Source organism: Curtobacterium sp. MCLR17_044 (genome assembly GCF_003234435.1).
In the GTDB taxonomy this organism is placed as follows: Bacteria; Actinomycetota; Actinomycetes; order Actinomycetales; family Microbacteriaceae; genus Curtobacterium; species Curtobacterium flaccumfaciens.
Map to the genome: position 1 here is coordinate 44,154 of NZ_QKTC01000002.1, position 25,689 is coordinate 69,842.

General features: G+C 72.3%; 26 protein-coding genes. 7 read left to right on the plus strand and 19 right to left on the minus strand.

Annotated features, from left to right (window positions below; all coding sequences use genetic code 11):
* Positions 1-60 precede the first annotated feature (60 nt).
* The 13 genes from yajC to ybaK all read right to left on the minus strand — a co-directional run bounded on the left by yajC (position 61) and on the right by ybaK (position 13,116).
* Positions 61-462 (minus strand): preprotein translocase subunit YajC, encoded by a 402-nt coding sequence (gene yajC / locus DEJ04_RS01835; protein ID WP_051596726.1) that lies wholly within the window; start codon positions 460-462, stop codon positions 61-63.
* Positions 463-552: 90 nt separating this feature from the next.
* Positions 553-1,596, minus strand: coding sequence for a Holliday junction branch migration DNA helicase RuvB (ruvB, locus tag DEJ04_RS01840; protein WP_071403843.1), 1,044 nt, complete (start codon positions 1,594-1,596; stop codon positions 553-555).
* Entirely contained in the window at positions 1,593-2,213 is a 621-nt protein-coding gene (gene ruvA / locus DEJ04_RS01845; protein WP_071403844.1) for a Holliday junction branch migration protein RuvA, read from the minus strand. Before ruvA ends, ruvB begins: the two co-directional genes overlap by 4 nt.
* The gene (gene ruvC / locus DEJ04_RS01850; protein WP_111046000.1) at positions 2,210-2,857 is read right to left on the minus strand and encodes a crossover junction endodeoxyribonuclease RuvC; all 648 of its coding nucleotides are present in this window, start codon (positions 2,855-2,857) and stop codon (positions 2,210-2,212) included. The genes ruvA and ruvC overlap by 4 nt, the downstream gene beginning before the upstream one ends.
* Positions 2,858-2,859: 2 nt before the next feature.
* Positions 2,860-3,627 carry a YebC/PmpR family DNA-binding transcriptional regulator gene (locus DEJ04_RS01855; RefSeq protein WP_017887357.1) on the minus strand — a complete coding sequence of 256 codons (768 nt, stop codon included), beginning with the start codon at positions 3,625-3,627 and terminating at the stop codon, positions 2,860-2,862.
* Between the two features lie 119 nt (positions 3,628-3,746).
* Positions 3,747-4,358 carry a pyridoxal 5'-phosphate synthase glutaminase subunit PdxT gene (pdxT, locus tag DEJ04_RS01860; protein WP_111030092.1) on the minus strand — a complete coding sequence of 204 codons (612 nt, stop codon included), beginning with the start codon at positions 4,356-4,358 and terminating at the stop codon, positions 3,747-3,749.
* Positions 4,348-5,268, minus strand: a complete 921-nt coding sequence (pdxS, locus tag DEJ04_RS01865) for a pyridoxal 5'-phosphate synthase lyase subunit PdxS (RefSeq protein WP_071403847.1) — start codon at positions 5,266-5,268, stop codon at positions 4,348-4,350. Before pdxS ends, pdxT begins: the two co-directional genes overlap by 11 nt.
* A gap of 13 nt (positions 5,269-5,281) precedes the next feature.
* Positions 5,282-5,935 (minus strand): HIT domain-containing protein, encoded by a 654-nt coding sequence (locus DEJ04_RS01870; RefSeq protein ID WP_258371279.1) that lies wholly within the window; start codon positions 5,933-5,935, stop codon positions 5,282-5,284.
* Entirely contained in the window at positions 5,935-7,956 is a 2,022-nt protein-coding gene (thrS, locus tag DEJ04_RS01875) for a threonine--tRNA ligase (protein WP_181433151.1), read from the minus strand. The genes DEJ04_RS01870 and thrS overlap by 1 nt, the downstream gene beginning before the upstream one ends.
* Before the next feature lie 123 nt (positions 7,957-8,079).
* Positions 8,080-8,622, minus strand: coding sequence for an adenine phosphoribosyltransferase (locus DEJ04_RS01880; protein ID WP_111046002.1), 543 nt, complete (start codon positions 8,620-8,622; stop codon positions 8,080-8,082).
* Positions 8,623-8,856: 234 nt separating this feature from the next.
* Positions 8,857-9,090 carry a hypothetical protein gene (locus DEJ04_RS01885; protein ID WP_146248619.1) on the minus strand — a complete coding sequence of 78 codons (234 nt, stop codon included), beginning with the start codon at positions 9,088-9,090 and terminating at the stop codon, positions 8,857-8,859.
* Positions 9,091-9,927: 837 nt separating this feature from the next.
* Positions 9,928-12,534, minus strand: a complete 2,607-nt coding sequence (locus DEJ04_RS01890; protein WP_111046006.1) for an ATP-dependent Clp protease ATP-binding subunit — start codon at positions 12,532-12,534, stop codon at positions 9,928-9,930.
* A gap of 96 nt (positions 12,535-12,630) precedes the next feature.
* Positions 12,631-13,116 carry a Cys-tRNA(Pro) deacylase gene (ybaK, locus tag DEJ04_RS01895; RefSeq protein WP_071244681.1) on the minus strand — a complete coding sequence of 162 codons (486 nt, stop codon included), beginning with the start codon at positions 13,114-13,116 and terminating at the stop codon, positions 12,631-12,633.
* 66 nt (positions 13,117-13,182) lie between these two features.
* On the opposite strand from ybaK, the gene DEJ04_RS01900 reads away from it, so the two are divergent.
* Complete coding sequence (locus tag DEJ04_RS01900) at positions 13,183-13,476, plus strand: hypothetical protein (RefSeq protein ID WP_110863747.1); 294 nt, start codon at positions 13,183-13,185, stop codon at positions 13,474-13,476.
* 61 nt (positions 13,477-13,537) lie between these two features.
* Positions 13,538-14,275: a membrane protein insertase YidC gene (locus tag DEJ04_RS01905; protein ID WP_111046009.1), complete on the plus strand. Its 738-nt coding sequence runs from the start codon at positions 13,538-13,540 to the stop codon at positions 14,273-14,275.
* Here DEJ04_RS01905 and DEJ04_RS01910 read toward each other — a convergent pair.
* Positions 14,272-14,487 (minus strand): hypothetical protein, encoded by a 216-nt coding sequence (locus tag DEJ04_RS01910; protein ID WP_027465592.1) that lies wholly within the window; start codon positions 14,485-14,487, stop codon positions 14,272-14,274. The two genes, DEJ04_RS01905 and DEJ04_RS01910, sit on opposite strands and share 4 nt — an antisense overlap.
* Positions 14,488-14,892: 405 nt before the next feature.
* Between DEJ04_RS01910 and DEJ04_RS01915 the strand changes: the two genes are divergently transcribed.
* Complete coding sequence (locus DEJ04_RS01915) at positions 14,893-15,498, plus strand: hypothetical protein (protein ID WP_146248620.1); 606 nt, start codon at positions 14,893-14,895, stop codon at positions 15,496-15,498.
* A gap of 229 nt (positions 15,499-15,727) precedes the next feature.
* The gene (locus DEJ04_RS01920) at positions 15,728-17,089 is read left to right on the plus strand and encodes an MFS transporter (RefSeq protein WP_071403853.1); all 1,362 of its coding nucleotides are present in this window, start codon (positions 15,728-15,730) and stop codon (positions 17,087-17,089) included.
* A gap of 478 nt (positions 17,090-17,567) precedes the next feature.
* Here DEJ04_RS01920 and DEJ04_RS01925 read toward each other — a convergent pair whose 3' ends face one another.
* Positions 17,568-19,661, minus strand: coding sequence for a collagen binding domain-containing protein (locus DEJ04_RS01925; protein WP_111046015.1), 2,094 nt, complete (start codon positions 19,659-19,661; stop codon positions 17,568-17,570).
* 207 nt (positions 19,662-19,868) lie between these two features.
* Complete coding sequence (locus DEJ04_RS01930) at positions 19,869-20,333, minus strand: NUDIX domain-containing protein (protein WP_111046018.1); 465 nt, start codon at positions 20,331-20,333, stop codon at positions 19,869-19,871.
* Positions 20,334-20,509: 176 nt separating this feature from the next.
* On the opposite strand from DEJ04_RS01930, the gene DEJ04_RS01935 reads away from it, so the two are divergent.
* The gene (locus DEJ04_RS01935) at positions 20,510-21,379 is read left to right on the plus strand and encodes a universal stress protein (RefSeq protein ID WP_111046021.1); all 870 of its coding nucleotides are present in this window, start codon (positions 20,510-20,512) and stop codon (positions 21,377-21,379) included.
* Here DEJ04_RS01935 and DEJ04_RS01940 read toward each other — a convergent pair.
* From DEJ04_RS01940 to DEJ04_RS01950, 3 genes are all read right to left on the minus strand, one after another.
* Positions 21,336-22,373, minus strand: a complete 1,038-nt coding sequence (locus DEJ04_RS01940; RefSeq protein WP_111046024.1) for an SGNH/GDSL hydrolase family protein — start codon at positions 22,371-22,373, stop codon at positions 21,336-21,338. The genes DEJ04_RS01935 and DEJ04_RS01940 overlap by 44 nt on opposite strands.
* A 105-nt stretch (positions 22,374-22,478) precedes the next feature.
* A complete protein-coding gene (locus tag DEJ04_RS01945) occupies positions 22,479-22,835 on the minus strand; it encodes a PRC-barrel domain-containing protein (RefSeq protein WP_027465587.1) in 357 nt (118 codons plus the stop codon).
* Between the two features lie 50 nt (positions 22,836-22,885).
* On the minus strand, positions 22,886-23,869 hold the full coding sequence (locus tag DEJ04_RS01950) for a glycosyltransferase family 9 protein (RefSeq protein ID WP_111046026.1): 984 nt from the start codon (positions 23,867-23,869) through the stop codon (positions 22,886-22,888).
* Positions 23,870-23,969: 100 nt separating this feature from the next.
* Between DEJ04_RS01950 and DEJ04_RS01955 the strand changes: the two genes are divergently transcribed.
* Together DEJ04_RS01955 and DEJ04_RS01960 are read left to right on the plus strand one after the other, a co-directional pair.
* On the plus strand, positions 23,970-24,527 hold the full coding sequence (locus DEJ04_RS01955; RefSeq protein ID WP_111039325.1) for an HAD-IIIA family hydrolase: 558 nt from the start codon (positions 23,970-23,972) through the stop codon (positions 24,525-24,527).
* Positions 24,524-25,603 (plus strand): glycosyltransferase family 9 protein, encoded by a 1,080-nt coding sequence (locus DEJ04_RS01960; protein ID WP_111046029.1) that lies wholly within the window; start codon positions 24,524-24,526, stop codon positions 25,601-25,603. The genes DEJ04_RS01955 and DEJ04_RS01960 overlap by 4 nt, the downstream gene beginning before the upstream one ends.
* Positions 25,604-25,689: the final 86 nt, after the last annotated feature.

The following is a 25,689-nucleotide window of genomic DNA, read 5'->3' on the forward strand; positions in this document are numbered from 1 at the left end:
GGCACACCGTGCGACGGCAGAGGGAAGCCGCCGGGTCAGACGACCCGGCGGCCGAGGGCGTCAGTCGTCGGACTTGCGCTTCGTGGCGTCGGTCTCGTCGACCCGGTCGGTGTCGACCCGCTCGCCGTACACCGGCTCACCGTTGAGCTCGGCCACCGGCTTCGGCTCGTCCTCGGTGGTCGTGGTGGTCTCGACGTCGGACGCGTTGTCGTCGACGACGCGCGACAGGGTCTGGCGGTGCACGGTGACGATGGTCCCCGGTGCGATCTCGACGTCAGCGGTGACCTTCTCCTCGTTCACGGAGAGGAGCGTGCCGTAGAGGCCGAAGGACAGCATGACCTTGGCGCCCGGGACCATCTTGTCCACGAGTTCGGCCTGCTGCTTCTTGCGCTTGCGGCTGTTGTAGAACATGAAGGCCGCGAACGCCACGACGATGACGATGAGGATGACTTCTTGACCCATGATGCGTTGCCTTCTCTGGTTGCTCGGTTTCGGGCCGTAGCAGTCTAGGGCACGCCGGTGTCCGTGGCATGTCACTCGACTGATCGGCGTTCAGTCGTCGGTGTCCTGGTCGTCGAAGAGCCCCGGCTGCCCGCCGTCGGCCTGTCCCGGGGTGAGACCGAGGTGCCGCCAGGCACGTGGTGTGGCGATGCGCCCACGGGGCGTGCGCGTCACGAGACCGACCCGGACGAGGAACGGTTCGACGACCGACTCGATCGTCTCGGACTCCTCGCCGACGGAGACGGCGAGGGTGTTCAGACCGACCGGGCCCCCGTCGAACCGGGTCAGCATGATCTCGACCACGGCCCGGTCGAGCCGGTCGAGCCCGAGTTCGTCGACGTCGTACAGGTCGAGTGCACCCTGGACCGCGGCCATGCCGTCGGTGGTGCGGTGCACGAGGGCGTAGTCGCGCACCCGGCGGAGCAGGCGGTTCGCGATGCGCGGGGTGCCGCGGGAGCGTCCGGCGATCTCGCGCAGGGCAGTCCGGTCGATGTCGAGTTCGAGCAGGTGGGCCGCACGGATCAGGACCTGCTCGAGCTCGTCCTTCTCGTAGAACTCGAGGTGGGCGGTGAACCCGAAGCGGTCGCGCAGCGGGTTCGGCAACAGGCCAGCCCGGGTGGTGGCGCCGACGAGCGTGAACGGTGCGAGGTCGAGCGGGATGCTCGTGGCACCCGCACCCTTGCCCACCATCACGTCGATGCGGAAGTCCTCCATCGCCAGGTAGAGCATCTCCTCTGCCGAGCGGGCCATGCGGTGGATCTCGTCGATGAACAGCACTTCGCCCGGGACCAGGGACGACAGCACGGCGGCGAGGTCACCGGCGTGCTGGATCGCCGGGCCGCTCGACATGCGCAGCGGTCGCCCGGTCTCGTGCGCGACGATCATCGCGAGCGTGGTCTTGCCGAGGCCGGGAGGACCCGCCATCAGGATGTGGTCGGGCGTGCGCTCCTGCATGCCTGCGGCCTTGAGGAGCAGGTCGAGCTGCCCGCGCACCTTGCGCTGCCCGACGAACTCGTCGAGCGAGCGGGGGCGGAGCGCGCCTTCGAACGCGAGTTCCTCCTGCGACTCGGCGCCGGCGGACGTGATGCCGCTCACCGGCCGGCTGCCGCGGGTCGGAGTGCACCGAGGGCGGCACGGAGCAGGGCCTGGGTGCCCATCGCGGCGGCACCGGGCTCGTTGGCGACGGCGTCGTCGACCGCGGACTGTGCCGCGTCCTCGCGCCAGCCGAGGCCGATGAGCGCCGAGACGACGTCGACCGCGGCGGGGTGCACTGCGGTCCCCCGTGCTGCCGCGACCACGGCTGCCTGCTCGAAGGCCACGAGCTTGCCGGAGAGCGCGACGATGATGAGCTTGGCGGTCTTCGGGCCGATGCCGGAGACCTTGCGGAAGGCACCGTCGTCCTCGTTCGCGACGGCGTTCGCGATCTGCGCCGGGTCCATGTGGGCCAGGACGCCCATCGCGGACTTCGGGCCGACGCCGGACACACCGCGGAGCAGGTCGAACACCTGCAGGGCGTCGGTCGACTCAAACCCGAAGAGCAGGTGCTCGTCCTCGCGCACGATCATGGCGGTCCGCACGAACACCTCGGAACCGTGGCGCATCGTCAGCGCGTGCGCGGGGGTCACGGTGACGGCGTACCCGACTCCCCCGACCTCGATCACCACGGCCGAACCGGCGATGTCGATGCAGGTGCCCCGGAGACTCGCGATCATGCTCCGAGCCTAGGGCCGCCCACCGACGACGCCGACCTGCCACGCTGCGGGCGGGCCGCGGCGGCGGCCGCGCGGGCCAGCGGCGAGTCGACGGTGGCGCCCTGGGCGTCCCGCCAGGCACGCTGTGCCGGGGTGAGGTTCGTGGCACGCGAGCCGGCGGCGTCAGGTGATCCGAGCCTCCAGGCATGGCACACGGCCAACGCGAGCGCGTCTGCGGCGTCGGCCGGCTTCGGGGCCTCGTCGAGCCCGAGCACGCGCGCGATCATGGTCTGCACCTGACGCTTGTCAGCGTTGCCGTAGCCGGTGACGGCGGCCTTGACCTCGGAGGGGGTGTGCAGCCCGACGGGCAGGCCGCGGGCGGCCGCGGCGTGCAGCGCCAGGCCGGCCGCCTGCGCGGTCCCCATCACGGTGCGGACGTTCGCCTGCGCGAACACCCGCTCGACGGCGACCGCATCCGGGTGGTGCTCGTCGATCTCGGCGGCGATGCCGTCGGCGATGCGGAGCAGCCGCTGTTCGAGCGGCATGTCCGGCGGGGTGCGCACGACCGTCACGTGGACGAGCCGTGCGCGCCGGTTCGGTGCGACCTCGACGACGCCGACGCCGCACCGGGTGAGCCCGGGGTCCACCCCGAGCACACGGAGCACGGTTACTCGCCCTCGTCCTCGTCGAGCTCAGCCTGGACGTCCGCGGGGATGTCGAAGTTCGAGTAGACGTTCTGCACGTCGTCGGAGTCCTCGAGCGCGTCGATCAGGCGGAACACCTTGCGGGCGGTCTCGGCGTCGACCGGGACCTTGAGGCCGGGCACGAACTCGGCGTCGGCGGAGTCGTAGTCGATGCCGGCGTCCTGCAGGGCGGTGCGGGCGGCGACCAGGTCGCTCGCCTCGGTGATGATCTCGAAGCCACCACCCTGGTCGATGACGTCCTCGACACCGGCGTCCAGCACCGCGGTCATCACGGTGTCCTCGTCGAGGCCGTCGGTCTTCGTGACCGAGATGACGCCCTTGCGCGAGAAGTTGTAGGCGACGCTGCCCGGGTCGGCCATGGTGCCGCCGTTGCGCGACATCGCGGTCCGGACCTCGGCCGCGGCACGGTTCTTGTTGTCCGTGAGGCACTCGATGAGCATCGCGACGCCGTTGGGGCCGTAGCCCTCGTACATGATCGTCGTGTACTCGATGGTCTCGCCCGTGAGACCCGCACCGCGCTTGACGGCGCGGTCGATGTTGTCGTTGGGGACCGAGGTCTTCTTCGCCTTCTGCACGGCGTCGACCAGGGTCGGGTTGCCGGACATGTCGGCACCGCCCATCTTCGCGGCGACCTCGATGTTCTTGATCAGCTTGGCGAACGACTTGGCACGGCGCTGGTCGATGACCGCCTTCTTGTGCTTGGTCGTTGCCCACTTGGAATGCCCGGACACGGTTCTCCTTGCGTCTTGCGGAAAGTCCCGCTCAGTTTAGCGGCCCTGTGGGCCGAACACCGGCCTGGAGGCGCGGCGCGGCTTCCGTCCCGTCGGTGCGGCGGGTGGACGGTCACGCCTCAGGCGCTGCGCACCAGGTCGAGGAACCGGCGGTGGAAGCGGTCCTCGCCGGCGACCTCGGGGTGGAACGCACTCGCGATGACGTTGCCCTGCTGCACGGCGACGACCTGGCCGTCGGGCAGTGCGCCGAGGACGTGGACGTCGTCGCCGCGCTGCTCCACGACGGGGGCCCGGATGAACACGGCGTGCACCGGGGCCTCGCCGAGGTCGGGCATCGGGATGTCGATCTCGAACGAGTCGTTCTGCGCACCGAACGCGTTGCGGCGCACGGTGGTGTCAAGCACGTCGAGGGTCTGCTGGCCGCTGATGCCGTCGGTGATCCGCGACGACAGCATGATCATGCCGGCGCAGGTGCCGTAGGTGGGCAGGCCACCGCGGATCGCGTCGGCGAGGGGCTCGGCGACGCCGAACGCGCGGGACAGCTTGTCCATCACGCTCGACTCGCCCCCGGGGATCACGACGCCGTCGAGGGTCTCGATCTCCTCGGGGCGACGGAGCGGCACCACGTCGGCGCCGAGCTCGGTCAGCGAGGCGATGTGCTCGCGGAAGTCACCCTGCAGCGCCAGGACCCCGATGCGGGGCCGAGCGCCGCTCGTCGGACTACCAGCCACGCTCGGCGAGGCGGTGCGGTGCGGGGACGTCGGCGACGTTGATGCCGACCATCGCCTCGCCCAGACCACGGGACACCTCGGCGATGACCTTGGGGTCGTCGTGGAAGGTCGTCGCCTTGACGATCGCGGCGGCACGCGCTGCCGGGTCGCCGGACTTGAAGATGCCGGAACCGACGAAGACACCGTCGGCGCCGAGCTGCATCATCATCGCGGCGTCGGCCGGGGTGGCGACACCACCGGCGGTGAAGAGGACGACGGGGAGCTTGCCGGTGCGGGCGACTTCCTGCACGACGTCGATCGGGGCCTGGAGCTCCTTGGCGGCGACGTAGAGCTCGTCGTCACGCAGGTTGCGGAGCGCCGCGATCTCCTTGGTGATGGTGCGGATGTGCTTGGTGGCCTCGGACACGTCGCCCGTGCCGGCCTCGCCCTTGGAACGGATCATGGCCGCGCCCTCGGTGATGCGACGGAGCGCCTCGCCCAGGTTGGTGGCACCGCAGACGAAGGGGGTGGTGAACTTCCACTTGTCGATGTGGTTGAGGTAGTCGGCCGGCGACAGCACCTCGGACTCGTCGATGTAGTCGACACCGAGCTCCTGCAGCACCTGCGCCTCGACGAAGTGGCCGATGCGGGCCTTCGCCATGACGGGGATCGACACCGCGGCGATGATCTCCTCGATCATCGAGGGGTCGGACATGCGGGCGACGCCGCCCTGCGCACGGATGTCGGCGGGGACGCGCTCGAGGGCCATGACGGCGGTCGCACCGGCTTCTTCCGCGATGCGGGCCTGCTCGGCGTCGACGACGTCCATGATCACGCCGCCCTTGAGCATCTCGGCGAGTCCGCGCTTGACGCGGTCGGAGCCGGTGATCGAGGTGCCAGGGGTGCCGGAGGTGCTGGTGCTGTCGCTCATGATGCCGACCAGTCTAGTGCGCCCGGGGCCACCCGTCGGCGACGAGTCGACGGGTCTCGCCGAGCAACTGCGACATGGACTTCGTCCGGGCGATGATCGGGAAGAAGTTCGCGTCCGACTGCCACCGCGGGACGATGTGCTGATGCAGGTGTGCGGCCACGCCGGCACCGGCGACCTCGCCCTGGTTCATGCCGATGTTGAAGCCGTCGCAGTGCGAGACCTCGCGCAGCACCCGCATCGCGGTCTGGGTCAGCTCGCCGATCTCGCACAGTTCGTCAGGCGTCGCCTCGTCGTAGAGCGGGACGTGCCGGTACGGGCAGACGAGCAGGTGCCCGTTGTTGTACGGGAACAGGTTGAGCAGCACGTAGGCGTGCTCACCGCGGGCCACGATCAGGGCGTCCTCGTCGGTCTTCCGCGGGGCTTCGCAGAACGGGCAGTCGTCGTCGTGCCCGCGTCCCCGGCCTTCGCGGCCGGCGTCGATGTAGGCCATCCGGTGCGGGTTCCAGAGCCGCTGGAACGCGTCCGGGACGGCTGCACCGGTGGCCGCGTCGCGGATCACCAGCGGATCGGTGTCCGCGCCTTCGGAGCCCGCGGCGGCGGTGGGACCGGCCACGTCGTCGACGTGACCGGTCCCACCGGCCTGCTCCGGGCCTCCCGACTGCGCCATCAGACCTGCGTGCGCTCGCGGATCGCGGTGAGGATGCGGTCCACGGCCTCGTCGACGGGCACCGCGTTGTCCTGGCGGCCGTCGCGGAAGCGGAAGCTGACGGCGCCGGCATCGCGGTCGTCGCCACCGGCGATGAGCTGGAACGGCACCTTCGCCTTGGTGTGCGTGCGGATCTTCTTCTGCATGCGGTCGTCCGAGTGGTCGACCTCGGCGCGGACGCCGTGGGCGCGGAGCTTCGCGATGACCTCGTCGAGGTAGTCGCCGTACTCGGCCGCGACCGGGATGCCGACGACCTGGACGGGCGACAGCCACGCCGGGAACGCGCCCGCGTAGTGCTCGGTGAGGACCCCGAAGAAGCGCTCGATCGAGCCGAACAGCGCGCGGTGGATCATCACCGGACGCTGGCGCGAGCCGTCGGCCGCGGTGTAGTCGATGCCGAAGCGCTCGGGCAGGTTGAAGTCGAGCTGCACGGTCGACATCTGCCAGGTGCGGCCGATGGCGTCGCGGGCCTGCACGGAGATCTTCGGACCGTAGAACGCGGCGCCGGCGGGGTCGGGGACGAGCTCGAGGCCGGACTCCTCGGCGACCTGGCGCAGGGTCTCCGTCGCCACGTCCCAGACCTCGTCGTCACCGACGTACTTCTCCGGGTCCTTCGTCGACAGCTCGAGGTAGAAGTCGTCGAGCCCGTAGTCGCGCAGGAGCGAGAGCACGAACGCGAGGGTCGTGGTCAGCTCCTCCTTCATCTTCTCCTGCGTGGTGAAGATGTGCGCGTCGTCCTGGGTCAGGCCGCGCACGCGGGTGAGGCCGTGGATGACGCCGGACTTCTCGTTGCGGTACACCGTGCCGAACTCGAACATCCGGAGCGGCAGGTCGCGGTAGGAGCGGGGCTGCGACCGGTACGCCAGGATGTGCATCGGGCAGTTCATCGGCTTGAGGTAGTAGTCGGCGCCCTGCCGGGTGACGTTGCCGTCCTCGTCCTTCGCCTCGTCCATGTGCATGGCCGGGAACATGCCGTCCTTGTACCAGCCGAGGTGCCCGGAGGTCTCGAACAGGTCGCCCTTGGTGATGTGGGGCGTGTAGACGAACGAGTAGCCGTTCTCCTCGTGCCGACGGCGCGAGTAGTCCTCCATCTCGCGGCGGATGATGCCGCCCTTCGGGTGGAAGATCGCCAGGCCGGAACCGATCTCGTCGGGGAACGAGAACAGGTCGAGTTCGGCGCCGAGCTTGCGGTGGTCGCGCTTGGCGGCTTCCTCGAGGCGCACCAGGTACGCCTTGAGCTGGTCCTTGTCCGGCCAGGCGGTGCCGTAGATGCGCTGCAGCTGCGGGTTCTTCTCGGAGCCGCGCCAGTACGCGGCGGCGACGCGCATGAGCTTGGCGGCGTTGCCGATCCAGCGGGTGTGCGGGACGTGCGGGCCGCGGCAGAGGTCCTGCCAGAGCACCTCGCCCGACTTCGGGTCGACGTTCTCGTACACGGTGAGCTCGCCGGCACCGACCTCGACGCTCTCGCCGGAGTCACCGTCGGACGCTGCACCCTTGAGGCCGATGAGCTCCTGCTTGTAGGGCTCCCCCGCCATCAGCTCGCGTGCCTGCTCGTCGGTGACGACCACGCGACGGAAGCGCTGGGCCTGCTTGACGATGCGGTCCATGCCCTTCTCGATCGCCTTGAGGTCTTCGGGGGTGAAGGGCTCGGCGACGTCGAAGTCGTAGTAGAAGCCGTCGGTGACGGGCGGCCCGATGCCGAGCTTGGCGTCCGGGTTGATCTGCTGCACGGCCTGCGCCAGCACGTGGGCTGCCGAGTGCCGCAAGATGTCGAGCCCGTCCTGCTCCTGCAGGGTGACGGCCTCGGCGGTCTCGCCGGCCTGCACGTCCGCCGCGAGGTCCTTCAGGACACCGTCGACACGGATCGCGACGATGCCGCGCTCACCGTCGAAGAGCTCGGTGCCGGTCGTGGTCGTCGTCGCGGTCCGGGGCTCGGGTGCCTGGGGAAGCTCGGCGGGCGCGGGTGCGACTGACTCGGTCACGATGATGGGACTCCTCGATCGAAATGGTGCGTCAAGACTAGTGCGAGACGTGCTCGCGTGCGGACGCCGGGGACGCACCTGTGGAGAGAACGGATGCCGCCCCGACCGCGCGGTTGCCCGCGATCAGGCCGGGACGGCGCCGAGCGTCGCGACGGGCAGGCGCGGCTCGAGACGCTCGCGCCCGTTCAGGCCGTCGAGCTCGAGCAGGGCGGCGAACCCGATGGCCTGGTAGCCGGCGCGTTCGAGCAGCGTGATGGTGGCTGCGCCGGTCCCGCCGGTGGCCAGGACGTCGTCGACGACGAGCACCCGGGTGCCGGCCGGCAACTGACCGGGGCGCAGTTCGAGTTCGGCCTCGCCGTACTCCAGCGCGTACTGCTCGCTGAGGACCTCGCCGGGGAGCTTCCCCGCCTTGCGCACGGTGAGCACGCCGACCTGGTGCTGGGCGGCGATGCCCCCGGCCAGTGCGAAGCCGCGGGCCTCGATGCCGGCGACGGCGTCGAACCCGGCTCCGACCGCGAACGGTGCCGCGAGTGCTTCGCACACGCGGCCGAACGCGACGGCGTCGGAGAACACCGGCGTCACGTCACGGAAGAGCACCCCCGGCTTCGGGAAGTCCGGTACGAGGGCGGTGAGGCGTTCGACGATTGCTGCTGCGGTTTCGGTCACCCGCCAACGGTACGGGAGGCCCGGGGCGCGTCCGACACTTCGGCGCACGGTGCGAGGCTGGTCGCCTCGTGCGGGGCCAACCGTTCGCGGCACGGTGCGGGTTCCGTCGGACGATTTGCCGAAGGTGGCTCGGTGCGAGGTTGTTTCCTCGCACCGAGCCGTTCAGTCCGCACGGGCTTCGGAACGACGCACGGTGCGCGCGTGACGCCGACGACAGCGCCGCAGCGCCGCGGGTCAGCGCCACATCCGCATGGCGGCGCCCTGGGTGACCCAGTCGGCCTCGCGCTGCTGGCGTTCGCGCTCGAGGCGGGCCAGCGTGGCGAGGTCGACCTCGGGCCGCTCCTTGCGGGTGCGTCGGCTCCAGATGATGAGCGACATCCCGACTCGGAGTGCGATGCGGTCGGCGAGTGAGACCCGGCGGCGCACCGCGCGGGTATCGGGTGGACGGGTGGTGGTCTTCGTGGACACGGTGTTCCCCTTCAGGGCACGGCAGAGCTGCCCGGGTGTCGGGCAGGACGAATCCGCCCGGGTTGCGGGCAGCAGGAATTGAATGCGTGAGAATGCACTCCGGGACGGTCCGGAAATGTTCGGACAACGATCGCGGAATGCTCGTCGACACCGAGAGCGTCGCACTGTCCACCGACATTCTTCCGGCGTCGTCCGCGCAGATCGGACGGCACGCATCAACGTGCCGTCGAGCCGCTCAGCGGATGAACGAACCGGTGCTGCGCGAGCCTGATCGGCTCAGCGCACGGTGCCCGGAGGCACGGGTGTCAGGAGAGTGGGACGCCCCGGGTCAGCGGACGCGGAACGGGGTACCGACGCGTCCACGGATTCCACGGAACGGAGTGGTTGCGGAGATCATCATGGTCGGCCCCCTTTCGGTCTCGAGCTGGCGGAGTCGTCCGGGTCGAATGTTCGACCGTTCGCGACGAGTGAACACTATCGGCACCGCAATTCGGAGCGCAACCCCTTTTCCGGAAAACATCCGGAATTGCATTCCCGAACAGGCTGATCACGGTGCGACGTTCGTGGTCTCGCGTCAACTTGCTGGCTGTGTGCGGAGTTCCCGTCGCACACCGGCGCCGGGCCTCCCGGCTGCACCGTGCGTCGTCCGCGGACCGGTGGCAGCCTGCGCGCTCGGTGCGGGATCGCAGGCGTGCACGGTGCGGGCAACCTCGCACCGTGTGACGGAGCACGCACGGCGCGCGGCGGCGGCGCGCAGCGCAACACCGCGGGGGTCCGCGCACGCCGAAGGCCCGGTACCGAATCGGTACCGGGCCTTCGTGTGTGCGTGCGACCGGACTAGACCGCCGCGTGCTCCGCGACGCGCGCCGTCAGGGCATCGCCCTCGACGTCGATCCGCACGGTGTCACCCGCGGTGACCCCGCCCTCGACCACCAGGGTCGCGATGCGGTCGTCGACCTCGCGCTGGATGAGCCGACGGAGCGGGCGGGCGCCGTACTCCGGCTCGTACCCGTGCTCGGCGAGCCAGTCGACCGCCGCGTCGGACACCGACAGGAGCATGTCCTGTGCGACCAGCCGGAGCGCCGTGTCCTGCAGCAGCAGCGACACGATCGACGCGATCTGGGACCGGTCGAGCTTGCGGAACAGCACGATCTCGTCGATGCGGTTGATGAACTCGGGCCGCATCGCCTCGCGCAGCTTGCCCATGACGCGGGCCCGCAGGTCGTCTTCGGCGTAGCCGTCCGTCGCGCCGACCGGGGAGAACCCGAGCGCTCCCGAGCGGGAGGCCAGGAACTCCGAGCCGATGTTCGACGTCATGATGACGACCGTGTTCCGGAAGTCGACCGTCCGCCCCTGCCCGTCGGTGAGCCGGCCGTCGTCGAGGACCTGCAGCAGCAGGTTGAAGACGTCCGGGTGGGCCTTCTCGACCTCGTCGAGCAGGATCACCGAGTACGGGTTGCGACGGACACGCTCGGTGAGCTGGCCGGCCTCGTCGTAGCCGACGTACCCGGGAGGGGCACCGACCAGGCGGGACACGGTGTGGCGTTCGCCGAACTCGCTCATGTCGAAGCGGAGCATGGCGGACTCGTCACCGAACAGCGACGACGCCAGGGCCTTCGCGAGTTCGGTCTTGCCGACACCCGTCGGGCCGAGGAACAGGAAACTGCCCACCGGACGACGCGGGTCGCCCATGCCGGTCCGGCTGCGCCGTACCGCCTTGGCGATCGCCCGCACGGCGTCGTCCTGGCCGACGACTCGGTCGTGCAGCTCGGACTCGAGCGCGGCGAGCCGCGTCTTGTCGGCCGAGCCGAGGCGGGTCACCGGGATCCCGGTGGCACGTGACACCACGGCGGCGATGTCGGCCTCCGTGATCGACGTGTCCGCGGATTCCTGACGGGAGGGGCGGGTCGCGTCCGCCGACGAGGCGGCGGTGATCCGGGCCTCCAGTCCGACGATCTCGTCACGCAGGTCGGACGCTTCCTCGTAGTGCTCCTCGGCGACCGCGCGGTCCTTGCGGGCCGTCAGGTCGGCGACCTGGGCACGCAGTGCCTCGACGTCGACGTCGCCCGACAGGGCGAGGCGACGGCGTGCACCGGCCTGGTCGATGAGGTCGATGGCCTTGTCCGGCAGGTGCCGATCGGTCACGTAGCGGTGCGAGAGCTCGACGGCGGCGCGGAGTGCCTCGGGCGTGTAGGCGACGCCGTGGTGCTCCTCGTAGCGCGGGGCGAGGCCGGTCAGGATCGCGACGGCGTCCTCGACGTTCGGCTCCCCCACCGTGACGGGCTGGAACCGGCGCTCGAGCGCGGCGTCCTTCTCGATCCGGCGGTACTCGTTGAGCGTCGTTGCGCCGACCAGGTGCAGGTCGCCGCGGGCGAGCCGGGGCTTGAGGATGTTGCCGGCGTCCATCGAACCGCCCTCGCCGCCGCCACCGGCGCCGACCACGGTGTGGAGCTCGTCGACGAACACGATGAGCTCGTCGGCGTGCGCCGCGATCTCGTCCATCGCCTTGGTGAGGCGCTCCTCGAAGTCGCCGCGGTAGCGGGTGCCGGAGAGCATGCCGGGCAGGTCGAGCGCGACGACCCGCTTGCCCTGCAGCAGGGCGGGGACGTCACCGTCGACGATGCGCTGGGCGAGGCCCTCGACGATCGCGGTCTTGCCGACGCCGGGCTCACCGATCAGCACCGGGTTGTTCTTGGTGCGACGGAGCAGGATCTCGACGGTCTGCTCGATCTCGTCGGCGCGGCCGATCACCGGGTCGACGTGCCCGTCACGGGCGCGCTCGGTCAGGTCGGTGCCGAACTGGTCGAGCGTCGGGGTGTCGCTGTCGGTGGCCTGGTCGGTGCCGACGGCGTCGTTGGTTCCTGGCATGGGGCGCCCCTCTCGTGCTGCTGCCGCGGCCTGCTGGGCGTAGTCCTGCATGACCTGCGGGGTGATCCCGGCGCTGGCGAGCAGCTGGCCGGTCACGGTCTCCTGGTCCATCACGAGCGCGAAGAAGACGTGCTCGGGGTCGGTGTACGTACTGCCGAAGCCCCGCGCGGCCTGCGTCGCCTCGACGAGGATGCGCTGGGCGGTGCCGGTCAGTGCCGGGCGGCCGGGCTGCTCGGCGAGCGGCTCGTGCGCCATCGGCAGGCGCTGCTCGATCTCCTCGGCGAGTCGCTGGGGATCGACCCCGGCGGAACGCACGACGGCGTCGAACGGTTCGGTGCGGACGAGCACGTGCAGGATGTGCAGTGCGTCGACCTCGCGCTGCCCCTGCGCGACCGCGAACTCGGCGGTGTGCTGGAGCAGCTCGTGGGTCCGGCGGCTGAGCAGCCGGGTGATGTCGACCAGTCGACCGAACGCGCGGACGCGCTGCTGGTCACCGGTGCGCTGTGCCGCGAGCAGGCGGGCGAGGAACTCGTCGAACGAGTCGTTGCTACCGGTCGGGCCGAACGTCTCTGGCAAAGGGACCTCCTGGGGAACTTGAGTGCCTTCGACTCAATGCAACGCAGGAGGGCCCCGGTCATTCCCGGGTGCCGAAAAAACTTGCGGCGACTCGACTCAGGTCCGCGCGATGGGTGCGGCGACCGCCTCGGTGATCCGCGCGAGGTCCGTCGGTGCCACCTCGACGTCGAAGCCGCGACGTCCGCCGGACACGAAGATGCTCGCGTACGACAGCGCCGACTCGTCGAGGACGGTGCGGAGCCGGGTCTTCTGGCCGACCGGGCTGATGCCGCCGACCACGTAGCCCGTGCGCTTCTCAGCGAGGGCGGGATCGGCCAGCGTCGCCTTCTTGCCCCCGACGGCTGCGGCGATCGCCTTGAGGTCGAGCCGGTTCGCCACCGGCACGATCGCGACGGCGAGGGTGCCGTCGACGGAGACGACGAGGGTCTTGAAGACCTGCTCCTCGCGCAGCCCGAGGGCGGCGGCGGCCTCTTCTCCGAAGTTGGTGGCGCTCTCGTGGTGCTCGTACACGTGCGGCGTGTACGGGACCCCGGCCGCCTCGAGCGCGACGGTCGCTGGGGTGCTCGGCGAACCTGCGGTCATGCCGTGATCCTCCCCCGCTGCACCTTCCGGTCCTCGACGGCACGCGGGCGTTACGCTGAACGGACCATGACCGCCGTCCTGCTGCTGCTCCGCGCCACCGCCGCGCTGGTGCTCGGCGACCCGGCCGCCGGGGTGCTGCCCCTGCTGGCCGTCGCGGCACTCGGACTGACCGCGGTCGCCGTGACCGTCGTCGTCGCCCGGCTGCTCGTCGCGGTGCTCGCGGCCGTCCTCGGGGTCGGATCGGCATCCGTGTCGGACCGGTCGGCGGTACCCGACCTGGTCACCCGGATCGGGTGGAGCCACCCCGACGCCGACGGCCACGTCCGCTCACGGGCACCGGGGGTCGCGACCCCGGCCTGACCACCGACCGGTGGCCGGGCCGCTCGCGCACCCCGCTGACCCACCACCGATCGGAACCGTCATGGACCTGTCCACCCTGCCCCTCGTCGGCCCGCTGCTGCACGGCGGCGCGGACCTCGTCACCGCCCTCACCGCGGCGCTCTCCCCCGTCGCCGGCTCGTTCGCCGCGGCGATCGCCGTCGTGCTCCTCACCCTGGCCGTCCGCCTGGTGCTCGTCCCGCTGTCCGTGCTGCAGGTGCGGGCCGAGCGGGACCGCCGGCGCCTCGCACCCCAGCTCGCGGCGCTGCGGAAGCGGTACGGCCGCGACACCCAGCGCCTGCAGCGGGCGATGCAGCAGCTGTACACCGACGAGAAGGTCTCGCCGCTGGCCGGCTGCCTGCCCGTCCTGGCGCAGGCACCCGTCGTGTCGCTCGTCTACGCCCTGTTCACGCACGCCTCGATCGGCGGCACCACGAACGCCCTGCTGGAGGCGACGCTCGTCGGGGTCCCGCTCGGCCAGTCGCTCGTCGTCACCCTGACGTCGCCGCTGTGGGTGCACGCCTGGGTGGTGCTGGTCCTGCTGGCGGTGCTCGCGGTCGTCGTCGAGCTCAGCCGCCGGTCGAACGCGCACTGGAACCCGGTGCCGGCACCGGAGCCGGGCGTCCCCGGCGCCGCCGCGACCGCCGCCGTGGGTCGGTACATGCCGTTCGTCACGGTCGTGTTCGCGGCGATCGCACCGCTCGCCGCCGCGCTCTACGTCGTGACGAGTGCGGCCTGGACCTACGGCGAACGCGCCGTGCTGCGACGGGTGGTCCGCTAGCCGCCCTGGCCCTCCTGCTGCGGTCCCTGGTCGACCGGGTCGTACTCGGTGCCGCGGCCCTGCTCCTCGTCGGCGGTCGGCACGTGGCGTTCCGTGCCGGCACCGCCGGGGCTGGTCGCGACGTAGTCGGCCTCGCCGGACTGGGTGTCGTGGCTCAGCGGCTCGAGGGTCTCGGCGTCGGCGTCGTGCTGCGGCATGGGGTCGGTGCTCATGCACCACGCCTACTCCCTCGTTCTGGGTGCGCGCGCACGGCTCGGCGGTGCCACGATGGACCTGTCCACGCGACCGGCAGAGCGGGAGTGCGCATGGCCCACGACGACGTGGCAGCGGAACGGGCACGGCTCGAGGCCGTCGCCTGGGGAGCAGGATCGAGCCCGGCGGACGCGGCGCGCGCCCGGATCGCACTGCAGGACCTGGAACGCGGACGACGACCCCGCGTGCGTGCGGTCGCGACGGCGCGGGATCTCCTGCCGGGAGGCCCGGGTCCGGTCCGGACGTCCGTCCCGTCCGTGACGCGGTCGGGTCCAGGGCCCGCGCCGGTGCCCGTGTCTTCGACCGCTGACGCGGCGGTCGTGTCCTCGCCCGCCAGTTCGTCGGCAGTGCCTGCCGGAGCCGACGTGTCGGAGGCGACCGACGGCGGTGGGGGCGACCACGTCGACGACGCGCGGGGCGAGGGCGGGGACGAGCCGGGCCTCCAGGCAGTGCCGACCGAGCGATCGCGGTGGGGGCGGTGGCTGTGGACGGAGCGACCACGCGCCTGGATCGCGGGCGGCGCGGCCGCGGCGGTGGGCGTCGCGTTCGCCGCCGGGACGCTCGTCGGGACCGCGCAGCCCGACGTCGCCGCGGCGCCGAGTGTCACGCCGACGGCGGGGACGGTGACGCTCGAACAGCTGCTCGACGTCCCGCAGACGTACGCCGACCAGCTGCCGGGGCCGGTCGCTGCGCCGGTGAGCCTGCACACGACGCGACTGGTCTTCACGAACCGGGCGCTCGACGGCGGGACCGCCGAGACCCCCTGGAACGTCTGGGCCGGCATCGGGACCGACCGGTCGACGATCTGTCTCGTGGCGACGGCGGACCGCATCGAGTCGTCGACGGCGTGCTTCCCGCGGCAGGCGGCGCTGCACGGATCGGTGTCCATGTCGGCGCAGTCCAGGAGCGGCACGTTGACGATCGAGCTGCGCGGCGGCGGGGTCCAGGGCCGGGTGACGAACGAGTACTGAGCGGTGACGATGTAGCTGAGTGTTTCGTTGGAGCGCTCCGATGTATTTGCTGGATGCCCTCGCGAGAGTCGTTCCATCGTGCAACACTGGATGAGCGCACTCGTCGTGGAGTCGTACCCACATCATCCACATCCGCCAGCGAGCGCGCCCCGCAGACCCTCCCGGTCACCGCCGTCAGAACGATCGGCATCGTCGCGCGCTCCACCGTGCCTCGGAGGAGGTCAGCAGCGTGTCCACCAACACCACCACCTCGGCCGTGTCGACCCACACGCGGCCGATCACCGTCACCAGCCAGTCGATCGTCGGCATCGCCGTGCTCGGACTGGCGACGTTCTTCGCCATCACCACCGAGCTCATGCCCGTCGGGCTGCTCGGCACGATGAGCGCCGACCTCGGCGTGACCGAGGCCACCATGGGCATCGTCATCACCGTGTACGCCGCGGCCGTCGCGCTCCTCGCGCTGCCGCTCACCGCGTTCACCGCGAAGCTGCCCCGCAAGACCGTGCTCGTCGCCACGCTCGTCGGCTACACCGTGTCGAACCTGATGGTCGCGCTCGCACCGTCGTTCGCCGTGGTCTGCGCCGGACGCGTCGTCGGCGGCATCGCGCACGCACTGTTCTTCTCGGTCGCCTCGGCGTACGCCACCCGGATCGTGCCACCGCGGCTGGCCGGGCGCGCGATCGCGTTCGTGTACTCGGGCAGCTCGCTCGGGTTCGTGCTCGGTGTGCCCGTCGCGACCTGGGTCGCGCAGCACATCGGCTGGCGCCAGGCCGTGTTCTCCGTCGGTGTCGCCGCAGCGGCACTCGCGGTCGTCGCCCTGCTGTTCCTGCCCGCCGTCCGCGGTGCCTCGTCGCCGCACATCGGGTCGCCGAAGGCCTGGGCGCGCACCGGACTGCTGTCCGTCGTGATCGCCGACATGCTCCTGTTCGGCGGGCACTACGTCGTCTACACCTACATCGGGCCGTACGCGATCGACGCCGGGCTCGACGCCGGCATGGTCAGCGGGGCGCTGCTCGTGCTCGGTGGCACCGGTGTGGTCGGGCTCTGGCTCGCCGGCATGTTCGTCGACCGTGCGCCCCGGCAGACGCTGATCGCCTCGGTCGCCGTGATGGTCGTGGCCTTCGCGACGATGCCGTTCGTGCACGGCTCCCTGATCGGGACGATGGTCGTCGCGGGCATCTGGATGGCCGCGAACGGCACGACCGGCACGCTCTTCATGGCCGCGGCGATCCGTGCCGGTGGCGTCTCCCCCGACATCGCCGGCGCGCTGGTCAACGGCGCGTCGAACATCGGCATCGCCGGTGGTGCGGCGTTCGGCGGGCAGGCCCTCGGGATCGTCGGGCTGCAGTACCTGCCGTTCGCCGGTGCCGCGGTGCTGGTCGGCGCGCTCGGGGTCGTCGTGCTGGCGCGCCGTGGGTTCCCGGTGCACTCGCACGCGCAGGAGCACCTGTCGACCTCGTCCATCGAGGCCATCACGTCGTCGCTCGCGGTCGTCACCACGTCCGTGCCGGTCGTCGGGCGGGCGATCCAGACGGTCACGGGGTCGATCGGCGTCGTCACGGGTTCGGTGCGGCGGCCGCGGACGCGCTAGGGGCGGGCGCGGGGCGGGGCCGCGGGGGCTTGGCCCCGAGTGGTCACGACATGCCGTTGGTGGGGCGTCGGGGTCGCTCGAACTGTCGTCTGGCGGGTCGGCGGGCGACGGTTTCTGACCCCTCGGCAGACGCGGGCGGCGTGTTGTGCGACCGCGGCGGGGACGTTCGGCCCGGGCCCCGAGTGGTCACGACATGCCGGTGGTGGGGCGTCGGTGTCGCACGAACTGTCGTCTGACGGGTCGGCGGGCGACGGTTCGTGGCCCCTCGGCGACGCGTGCGACGTGTCGTGCGGCTGCGGGGACGCGCGCGGTGCCCGGGCCCCGAGTGGTCACGACATGCCGGTGGTGGGGCGTCGAGGTCGCACGAACGGTCGTCTGGCGGGTCGGCGGGCGACGGTTCGTGGCCCCTCGGCGGACGCGGGCTGCGTGTTGTGCGACCGTGGCCGCCGCCGCCGCCGCCACCGCGGCCGCAGCGCGGTCAGTCCTGCAGGTGGTCCGTGCGGCGGCGGTTGCGCACCGCGCGGTAGGTCAGCAGCGCCGCACCGAGCAGCACGAGCACCCCGGCGGCGATGAGACCCGGGCCGAGGTCCGCGCCCGTGTACGCCAACGGTCCACCGTCCCCCGCGTCGCCCTGGCCCGAGACCGGCGCGGAGCCAGAACCCGAGCCAGAGCCCGAGCCGGCAGCGGGGCCGGTCGGAGCCGCCGAAGGAGAGCCACTCGGCGACGGTGACGGCGACGGCGCGGGAGCCGGACCCGCCGCAGCCCGCACCACGAACGCCAGCGGCGTCGCGGCCCCAGACTCCGGGGTGACGACGGTCGCAGTCTCGGCCCCCTCGACGTCGACCGAGACGACGTACTCGGTCGTGGGCTCCAAGCCGGTCAGGTCGAACGCACCGTCGTCGTCCGTGACGACCGACACGGGATCGCCGGACTGTGGGTCCGTCGGAGTCGCGACGACCTCGACGTCCGGAACGGGTTCGCCGTTCGTGTCGACGACCGTGCCGGGCTGGTCGGTCGTGACCTCGGCGGCTGCGGCGGCGGAGGCGAACGGCAGGTCGGACGCAGCACGCTCGCCGGCGACGGCTGTCACACCGGTGTTCGAGGTCGCCCCGGTCGCCCCCGGCTCCGGTCGTTCGGTCCGGACGGTGTACGTGCCCGCCGCAGTGGCGAAGACGTAGCGACCGTCGGCATCGGTCACCGTCGATGCGACCACGGCGCCGGTGCCGTCGACGAGCTCGACCACTGCGCCGGCGGGCACGGGTGCACCGTCGAGCGAGACCACACCCGCGACCGTCGCGACGACGGCGGCCGGGGCGTCGATCTCGTCGGGGACCGCGGGTGCCGCGTCGACGTCGCCGGTCGTGATGGTCACGGGCGGCTCGTCGGCGACGGACACGTCGAGGTCGGTGTCTGCTGGCAGGTCCGAGCCGGTGTAGACGCCGTCGCTGTTCGTCGTGGTGTCGACGAGGACGTCCCCGGAGTCCGGGTCGGTGATGACGACCTCGAGGTTCGAGACCGGTCGGCCGTCCTCGTCGACCACGGTGCCGATGACCGACACGGTGTCCTCCGGCGACGTGAACGCGAAGTCGGCCTGCTGGTCCACGCCGCCCGGTGAGCCTGCCTGGGCGAGGGAGACCCTCGTGGGCTGGTCAGGACCCTCGGCGCCGTCCGGCGGGGTGATCTCGACGCGGTAGTTCGCGATGACCGGCAGCTGCGGGAACGCGTAGGTGCCGTCGGGGTTGGTCGTCGTCGTGTAGACGGTGCCGCGCGGAGCGGTGACGCGGACGATCGCCCCGGGGATGGGTGCTCCGTCGAGGGTCGCTGTGCCGGTGATCGCGGCGGTGCGGTTGGCGAACCAGGTCTGGTACACCGGGAACCCGCTGCGCTGCTGGTACGTGATCGTCAGGCTGGTGAGCGACACGGTCGGCGTGAACCAGGCCGTGGCACCGGCGGTGTCGACCGCACCGGTGTTGCCCGTCAGGGTCCGGGTGGCCGGGTCCCAGGTGGGCTGGTCCTGCCCGGTCGTGCCGTCGGGGTCGGCGGTGCACGACGGCCCTCCGGCGACGGCGGCCGAGCACGAGTTGTAGGAGCTCACGTAGCCGAGCTGCTCCGCGGTCGCGGCGCCACCCCCGGAGACGGTGGCCGAGATGGTCGCCCGGTCCGCGTCGACGTCGCCGAGCACGAACGACCAGCTCTGGGCACCCGGCGTCGGCTCGGCGAACGTGTAGGTGGTCGTCGAGGCGCCGGTCGTGGGCGAGTCGACGTTCGGCCGCTGGTTCATGTAGGTCTTGCCGCGGCTCGTCCCGTAGACCGCGCCCGACGGGGTCGACGCCGACTGCCAGGTCGATGCCCCGCTGACGACGGTCGACTGCCGGGAGTCCGACGTGAAGGTCGTCTCGGGGAACCCGGCGAGCGTCATCGTGCCGGTGTAGGCCCGGCTCGCTCCGCTGAGGGTGAAGGTCCCCCAGTTGCCGACCGGCTCCGCCGACGCACTCGTCGCGCCGCCGATCGCGAGTCCTGCTCCGAGTGCCAGGGCCGTCAGCCCAGCCGTGACCGCGCGCCAGCGCCGCATGTGTACTCCCCTGCTGTGGCGCCGGTGAACCCGACACCCCCTCAGACTATCCAGCGGGCGCGGCTCGTGTCCGGGGCACGACACGAGCAAGAAGGTCCCGCCGAGTGGTCACGACCTGCCGCGTGCCGGTCGCCGGGTGGCCGAGAAGTGTCGGCTGGAGGGCCGCCGGACGACAGTTCGTGACCCCTCGCCAAACCGAGCGGCGCGTCAGGAACCGCGCGCCACCAGGGCGTCGAGCGCAGCGACCTGCCCGGCCACCACCAGCTCCCGCGCCTCGTCGAGGCCGACCCACCGTGCGTCGTCCACCTCGGGCACCTCCACGAACCGCCCCGACCCACGCGGGAGCTCGAGCCGCACGGTGTTGCTCCGCACGGTGTCGACCGAGAACTCCGACGCCCGTGCCGCGAAGACCCGCACGCGCTTGCCCGACGCCTGCCGGAACTCCCCCAGGTCGGTCAGGTCGGCCGCGGTCACCGGTGCGGGCGCGCCGATCTCCTCGGCGAACTCGCGCAGCGCGGTGCCGAGCGGCTCCTCGCCCGCCTCGACCAGCCCCTTCGGGATCGACCAGCCACGCGGCCGGTTCCGCCAGAACGGACCGCCCATGTGCGCGAGGAAGACCTCGGGCCCGGACGGACCGGTCCGGTGCAGCAACAGTCCGGCACTCACGACCACGCCCCGAGACTACGCAGACCCTGTCGGGAGGCCCGGATCACCACACACGCGCCGCGCACCAGCCGACGTGCCCGGTTCCACCGCCGGTTCCCCACGTCCGCGCCGGGAGTACCGTGTGGCGCACGGAGCGCCGTGTGACGCCCCCGGAGGACCTGCGATGGAGGAGGCCGATCGGGATGGACGAACGATGGACGACGGTGACGCTGGCCGCGGACGCCGCCATGCCGCACGACGAGGCGCTGCGGTGGATCGCCGCCCGCGCGGACAGCGGGATCGAGCGGATCCGGATCATCGGTGCCGACCCGGCGATCGAGGGCCCCGGACCGGTGGCCGACCGCCTGGCCGAGGCCGCGCGCGCCGCCCTGCCCGGAGCCACCGTCGAGGTGCACCGGCACGCGGGGCCGTTCGCCACCGCCCTGGTCGAGGAGTCCGACGGCGGCGATCTGCTGGTGATCGGGACCTTCCGGAGCAGACGGGGTTCGACCGCCGGCGGCGACCCGGCGCGGGTCGCGGTCCGTGCGGCCGTGCCGACCGTGATCGTCCCCGAGGGCCCGCACCCGATCGACGGCGACGTGGTGCTGGCCGTCGAGGAACCCATCGACGAACGGGCCGTCTCGATCGCCGTGGCCGAGGCCGTCCGGCTGCACCGACGACTGACGCTGCTCCGGGCGTGGGAGATGCCCGTGCTGACCCGGACCGGGCTCACCGACTTCGCCGAGGATCCCCTGCGGTGGCGCGCCCGGAACGCCGAACTGCTGCAGCGGGTCACCGAGGACCTGACCGCGCGGTTCCCGGCGGTGCGGATCCGGCCGCTGCTCGTGGAGAGACACCCGGGGCACGCCATCGCATCGCGCACCCGGCGGGCGTCGCTCGTGGTGCTCGGACGGGGGCACGTGCGGGTGCTGTCCGGCGCACTGCTCCACGACGTCGTCCGTGAGACGGCGGCTCCGGTGTGCGTCGTCCCTCCGGCGGCGCACACGGACAGCGCGGGGTCCGGAGGGGTCAGCCGGCGAGTTCCCGGATCGCGTCGGCCATCTGGTCGGTGAGGTACGCGACACCGCGGCCGTTCGGGTGCAGGGCGCCGGCCTTGAGGTCGATGCGTCGCAGGTCGCTCGAGCCGGTCAGGCTGACGCCGGCGACGTAGCGCTCGTCCGCCGGGGCGCAGGCCGAGTGGGCCTCGGTGCGTTCGAGGACGTCGACGAACCGCACCCCGGCGGCGTCGGCGGCGGATGCGGACACGGCGTCGAGCTCCTCCTGCACACCGTGGAGGTACGCCACGTCGTCGTCGGTGAACGGGAAGGTGTCCGAGGGGAACGACCCCGCGAGCGTGCCGAGGTCGAGCGCCGAGCGGAAGCAGCCCTTCGCCGGGGTGTGCTCGGCGTCCGGGAAGATCGCCGGGTACCCGAGGAACACGACGACGGCGTTCGGCGCGGCCCGTTGCACCGCTGCGAGGGTGTCGGCGATCCCGAGCGCGACCCGCGACTGGATCTTCACGCTGAGCTGGTCCTCACCGTCCTGCACGAGCGTGCTCTCGCACGACGGCGCGTCACGTCCGGAGAACACCGGGCCGTCGGCCGAGATCGCCAGGCACGACGCGGCGGTGCCGAACAGGTCCGCGTCGTTGCCACCGATGGTCAGGGTCACGAGCCGGGTGCGCGACGACAGCGACTCGATCTGCGGGGGGACGCCCGTGAACTGGTGTCCGGTCGTGACGTCCTCGCTGGTGGCGCCCGCACACGTGACGTCGGTCAGGTCGAGGCCGAACCGCGCCGCGAGCCGGTGCGGGTAGTCACGGGCCGACTGCACGCACGCGCTCGTGGGCAGCCGGGTCCGGTCGCCGAGGCCGTAGCCGGCGGAGTACGAGTCACCGAGGGCGACGTACTCGCTGCCGGGCGGGAGGTCGGCGAGCGATTCGGTGGGGTCGTCCGGCACCGGGTAGGGCTGCGGGACGGGCCACATCGGCGCGGCCGACGCGGGTTCCACCGGCCCCGGTGCCGCGACCCCGGCCACCACCAGCCCGACGACGGCGACCGCCGCCAAGGCGGCGAGCAGCGTCGTACGGGCGGTGCGGAGCAGTTGCGGCCTCCGGGCGGGTGCGGCGGATCGGTCGGTCGGGTGGGGTCGGTCGGGTGGGGCGGGACGGGCTCAGCGGCGTCCGAGTCGGCGTTCGCCACCGCTGCCGGTGCGGTACTCCAGCCCGTAGTGCTGGAACAGCTCGGGCTCGGTCGCTGCGTCGAGCTCGCCGTCGGTCGAGATCGACGGGGCGTCCTTGACGAGCTTCTTCGGGAACGTCACGCGCAGGTGCTTCGGGGCGACGGTGGCGCCGAACAGCGGGACGAAGACGAGCTTCTGGAACCCGACCATGCCGGTGGTCAGGGCACCGAACGCCGGCTCGGACGTGGCGGTGTCGTAGTAGATGCTCTCGAGCGTGCCGACCTTGTCGTCGGCCTCGTCGACGACGGGCAGACCGATCCAGTCACGGATGTTCGCGGCTTCGAACACGAAGGACTCCCTCCGAGCATCCGGCAGGTCCGGGTGGCTCTCGGTCGACGCTACCGCCCGGCCGCCTGAGCGGTCACCCGGAGCCGGTCCACCGCGCCGAGCACGTCGTCCGCGGTCACGGCCAGGATCGCCGGATCCGGGTTCTCGGCGAAGACGTCGCCGCGACGGACCGAGGCGTCGGTGAGCACGATGTGCGGACCGGTCGACGGCGGGCCCCACGCCTCGGGCGGGGCCGGGCCGAACAGCACGACCGACGGCACCCCGTACGCGGTCGCCAGGTGCGCAGCGCCGGTGTCCACCGTGACGACGAGCCGCGCCGCGGCGATCACCGCGGCGAAGGCCTGCAGGTCCAGGGTGCCGGCCAGGACCGCCTCCGGCGCCAGGCCGGCCGCGTCGGCGACGGCGCGGGCGCGCACGACGTCGTCCGAGCCTCCTGTCAGGACCACGTCGGCACCGCGCGCCCGGAGCCCGCGCACCACGTCGGCGAAGCGGTCCGTCGGCCAGTGCCGCGCACCGTGGAAGGCACCCACGTGCACGACGGCCGCGTCGGCGACCACCGGCGGCTCGGCGGGGCGGTCGATGTGCACCTCGGTGGCGTCCGCCTGGATGCCGTGCCACGTGAGCAGGTCCGCCCAGCGGTCGCGCTCGTGCACGTCGTCCGGCCACTCCGGGCCCTCGTAGTCGTGGGTCGGATCGGCGTGCCCGATGACCCGGCGCGGGGCGAGCGCGGCGACGAGGTCCGAGGACTCCGGGCCGGCGCCGTGCAGGTTGACGGCGATGTCGACGGCACCGTGCGGCACCGCGATCGGGTGGTCGAGACCGTGCTGGGCCAGGTGGACGTCCACCGCCGGCACGAGTTCGACGACCGGCGCCAGCCACGCCGTGGTGGCCAGGGTGATGCGGTGGTCGGGGAACGCGCGGCGGAGCGCGTGCAGTGCGGGGACGGCGACGAGCAGGTCGCCGAGCTTGATGGCACGGAGGACGAGCAGTTCCGGGCGTCCGTCGGGGTCGGGCAGCTTCTCGAGGGCGGTCACCGCCGCGACGGTAGACCCGACACGCTGACGGTCCTGCCGGGACCGCGCTCCGCGGCTCTTCCTGGGGCGGTCCCCGGCCGTGGACCGGTAGTCACAGAGCATGGCCCTCGCACCGGACCGCGTCATCCGCGGCCTGCTCCTCGACCGCGACGACACCCTGGTGGTGGACGTCCCGTACAACGCCGACCCGCACCTGGTCGTCCCCGTCCCCGGCGCCCGCCGCGCCGTCGACCGGGCTCGTGCCGCCGGGTTGCAGCTCGGCGTCGTCACGAACCAGTCGGTGATCGCGAAGGGCATGGCCACGCGCGAACAGGTCGACGCCACCAACGCCCGGGTCGACGAGCTCGTCGGCCCGTTCGACGTGTGGTGCGTCTGCCCGCACGACGCCGGCGACGACTGCGCCTGCCGGAAGCCCCGGCCCGGGATGGTCCTCGACGCCGCCGAGCGGCTCGGCATCCCGCCGGAGTCGATCGTCGTCGTCGGTGACATCGGCGCCGACGTCCAGGCCGCGCGGAACGCCGGCGCGCAGGGGATCCTCGTGCCCACCCCGCGCACCCGCCGTCAGGAGATCGACGAGGCCGACACCGTCGCCGCGGACCTGGACGAGGCCGTCACCCTGGTGCTCGAGCACGTCGGCAGCGTGGCGGACCGGGCGTGAACGCCGGTCGGCGCGTCCTCGTCGCCCGACTCGACTCCTTCGGCGACGTCCTGGTCGCCGGCCCCGCGGTCCGCGCGGTCGCCGCCGGTGCCGCGCACGTGACGATGCTGTGCGGACCGCAGGGGGCGCCGGCCGCCGACCTGCTGCCCGGCATCGACCGGGTGCGGGTGTGGGCCGCACCGTGGGTCACCGAGACCGCACGCCCGATCGACGACGCCCTGCTCGCCGAGTTCCGCGCGCTGGTCGCCGAGGAACAGCCCGACGAGGCCGTCGTCCTGACGTCCTTCCACCAGTCGCCCCTGCCCCTCGCCCTGCTCCTGCGCCTGGCCGGGGTCCCCCGGGTCTCCGGGGCCTCGGTCGACCACCCCGGGTCACTGCTCGACGTGCGGCTGCGCCCCGGCGAGGACCTGCCCGAGGACCTCCCCGAGCCCGAGCGCGCGCTGCGGATCGCCGAGGCGGCCGGGTTCCGGCTGCCGCCGGACGACGACGGGAGGCTCGCGGTGCGCCACGACGCCGTCCCGCCCCCGCCCGTGGCCGGCCTCGACCGCTACGTGGTCGTCCACCCCGGAGCCAGCGTCCCGGCACGGTCGTGGCCGGAGTCCCACCACCGTGCGCTCGTCGCCGCCTACGCCGAGCGCGGCGTCCCCGTCGTCGTCACCGGTTCCCCCGGCGAACGCGCACTGACCGCCGCCGTGGCGGGCGACACCGGCATCGACCTCGGCGGCCGCACCAGCCCCGCCGAACTCGCGGCCGTCCTCGCCGGCGCCGAGGTCGTCGTCGTCGGGAACACCGGTCCGGCCCACCTCGCCGCGGCCGTCGGGGCGCCCATCGTGAGTCTGTTCTCGCCGGTCGTCCCCGCCGTGAAGTGGGCGCCGTACGCCCCGCTCGTCGAACTGCTCGGCGACCAGGCCGCACCGTGCCGGCTCAGCCGCGCTCGCGAGTGCCCGGTCCCCGGCCACCCGTGCCTGTCCGGAGTGCGCATCGTGGACGTCCTGGAGGCCCACGAGCGGCTCCTCGACCGCGTTTCGCGGACTGATCGGAGAAGTCTGCGGGGCGGCCCAGAAGGCGCTGCGTAGCGTGCGCCACTGCTTCTCCTGCTCCTTCTCCTGCTGCTCCGGCGGCGGTGGGAGCGACCCCATCGACACCGACCGGAAGGCCCTGC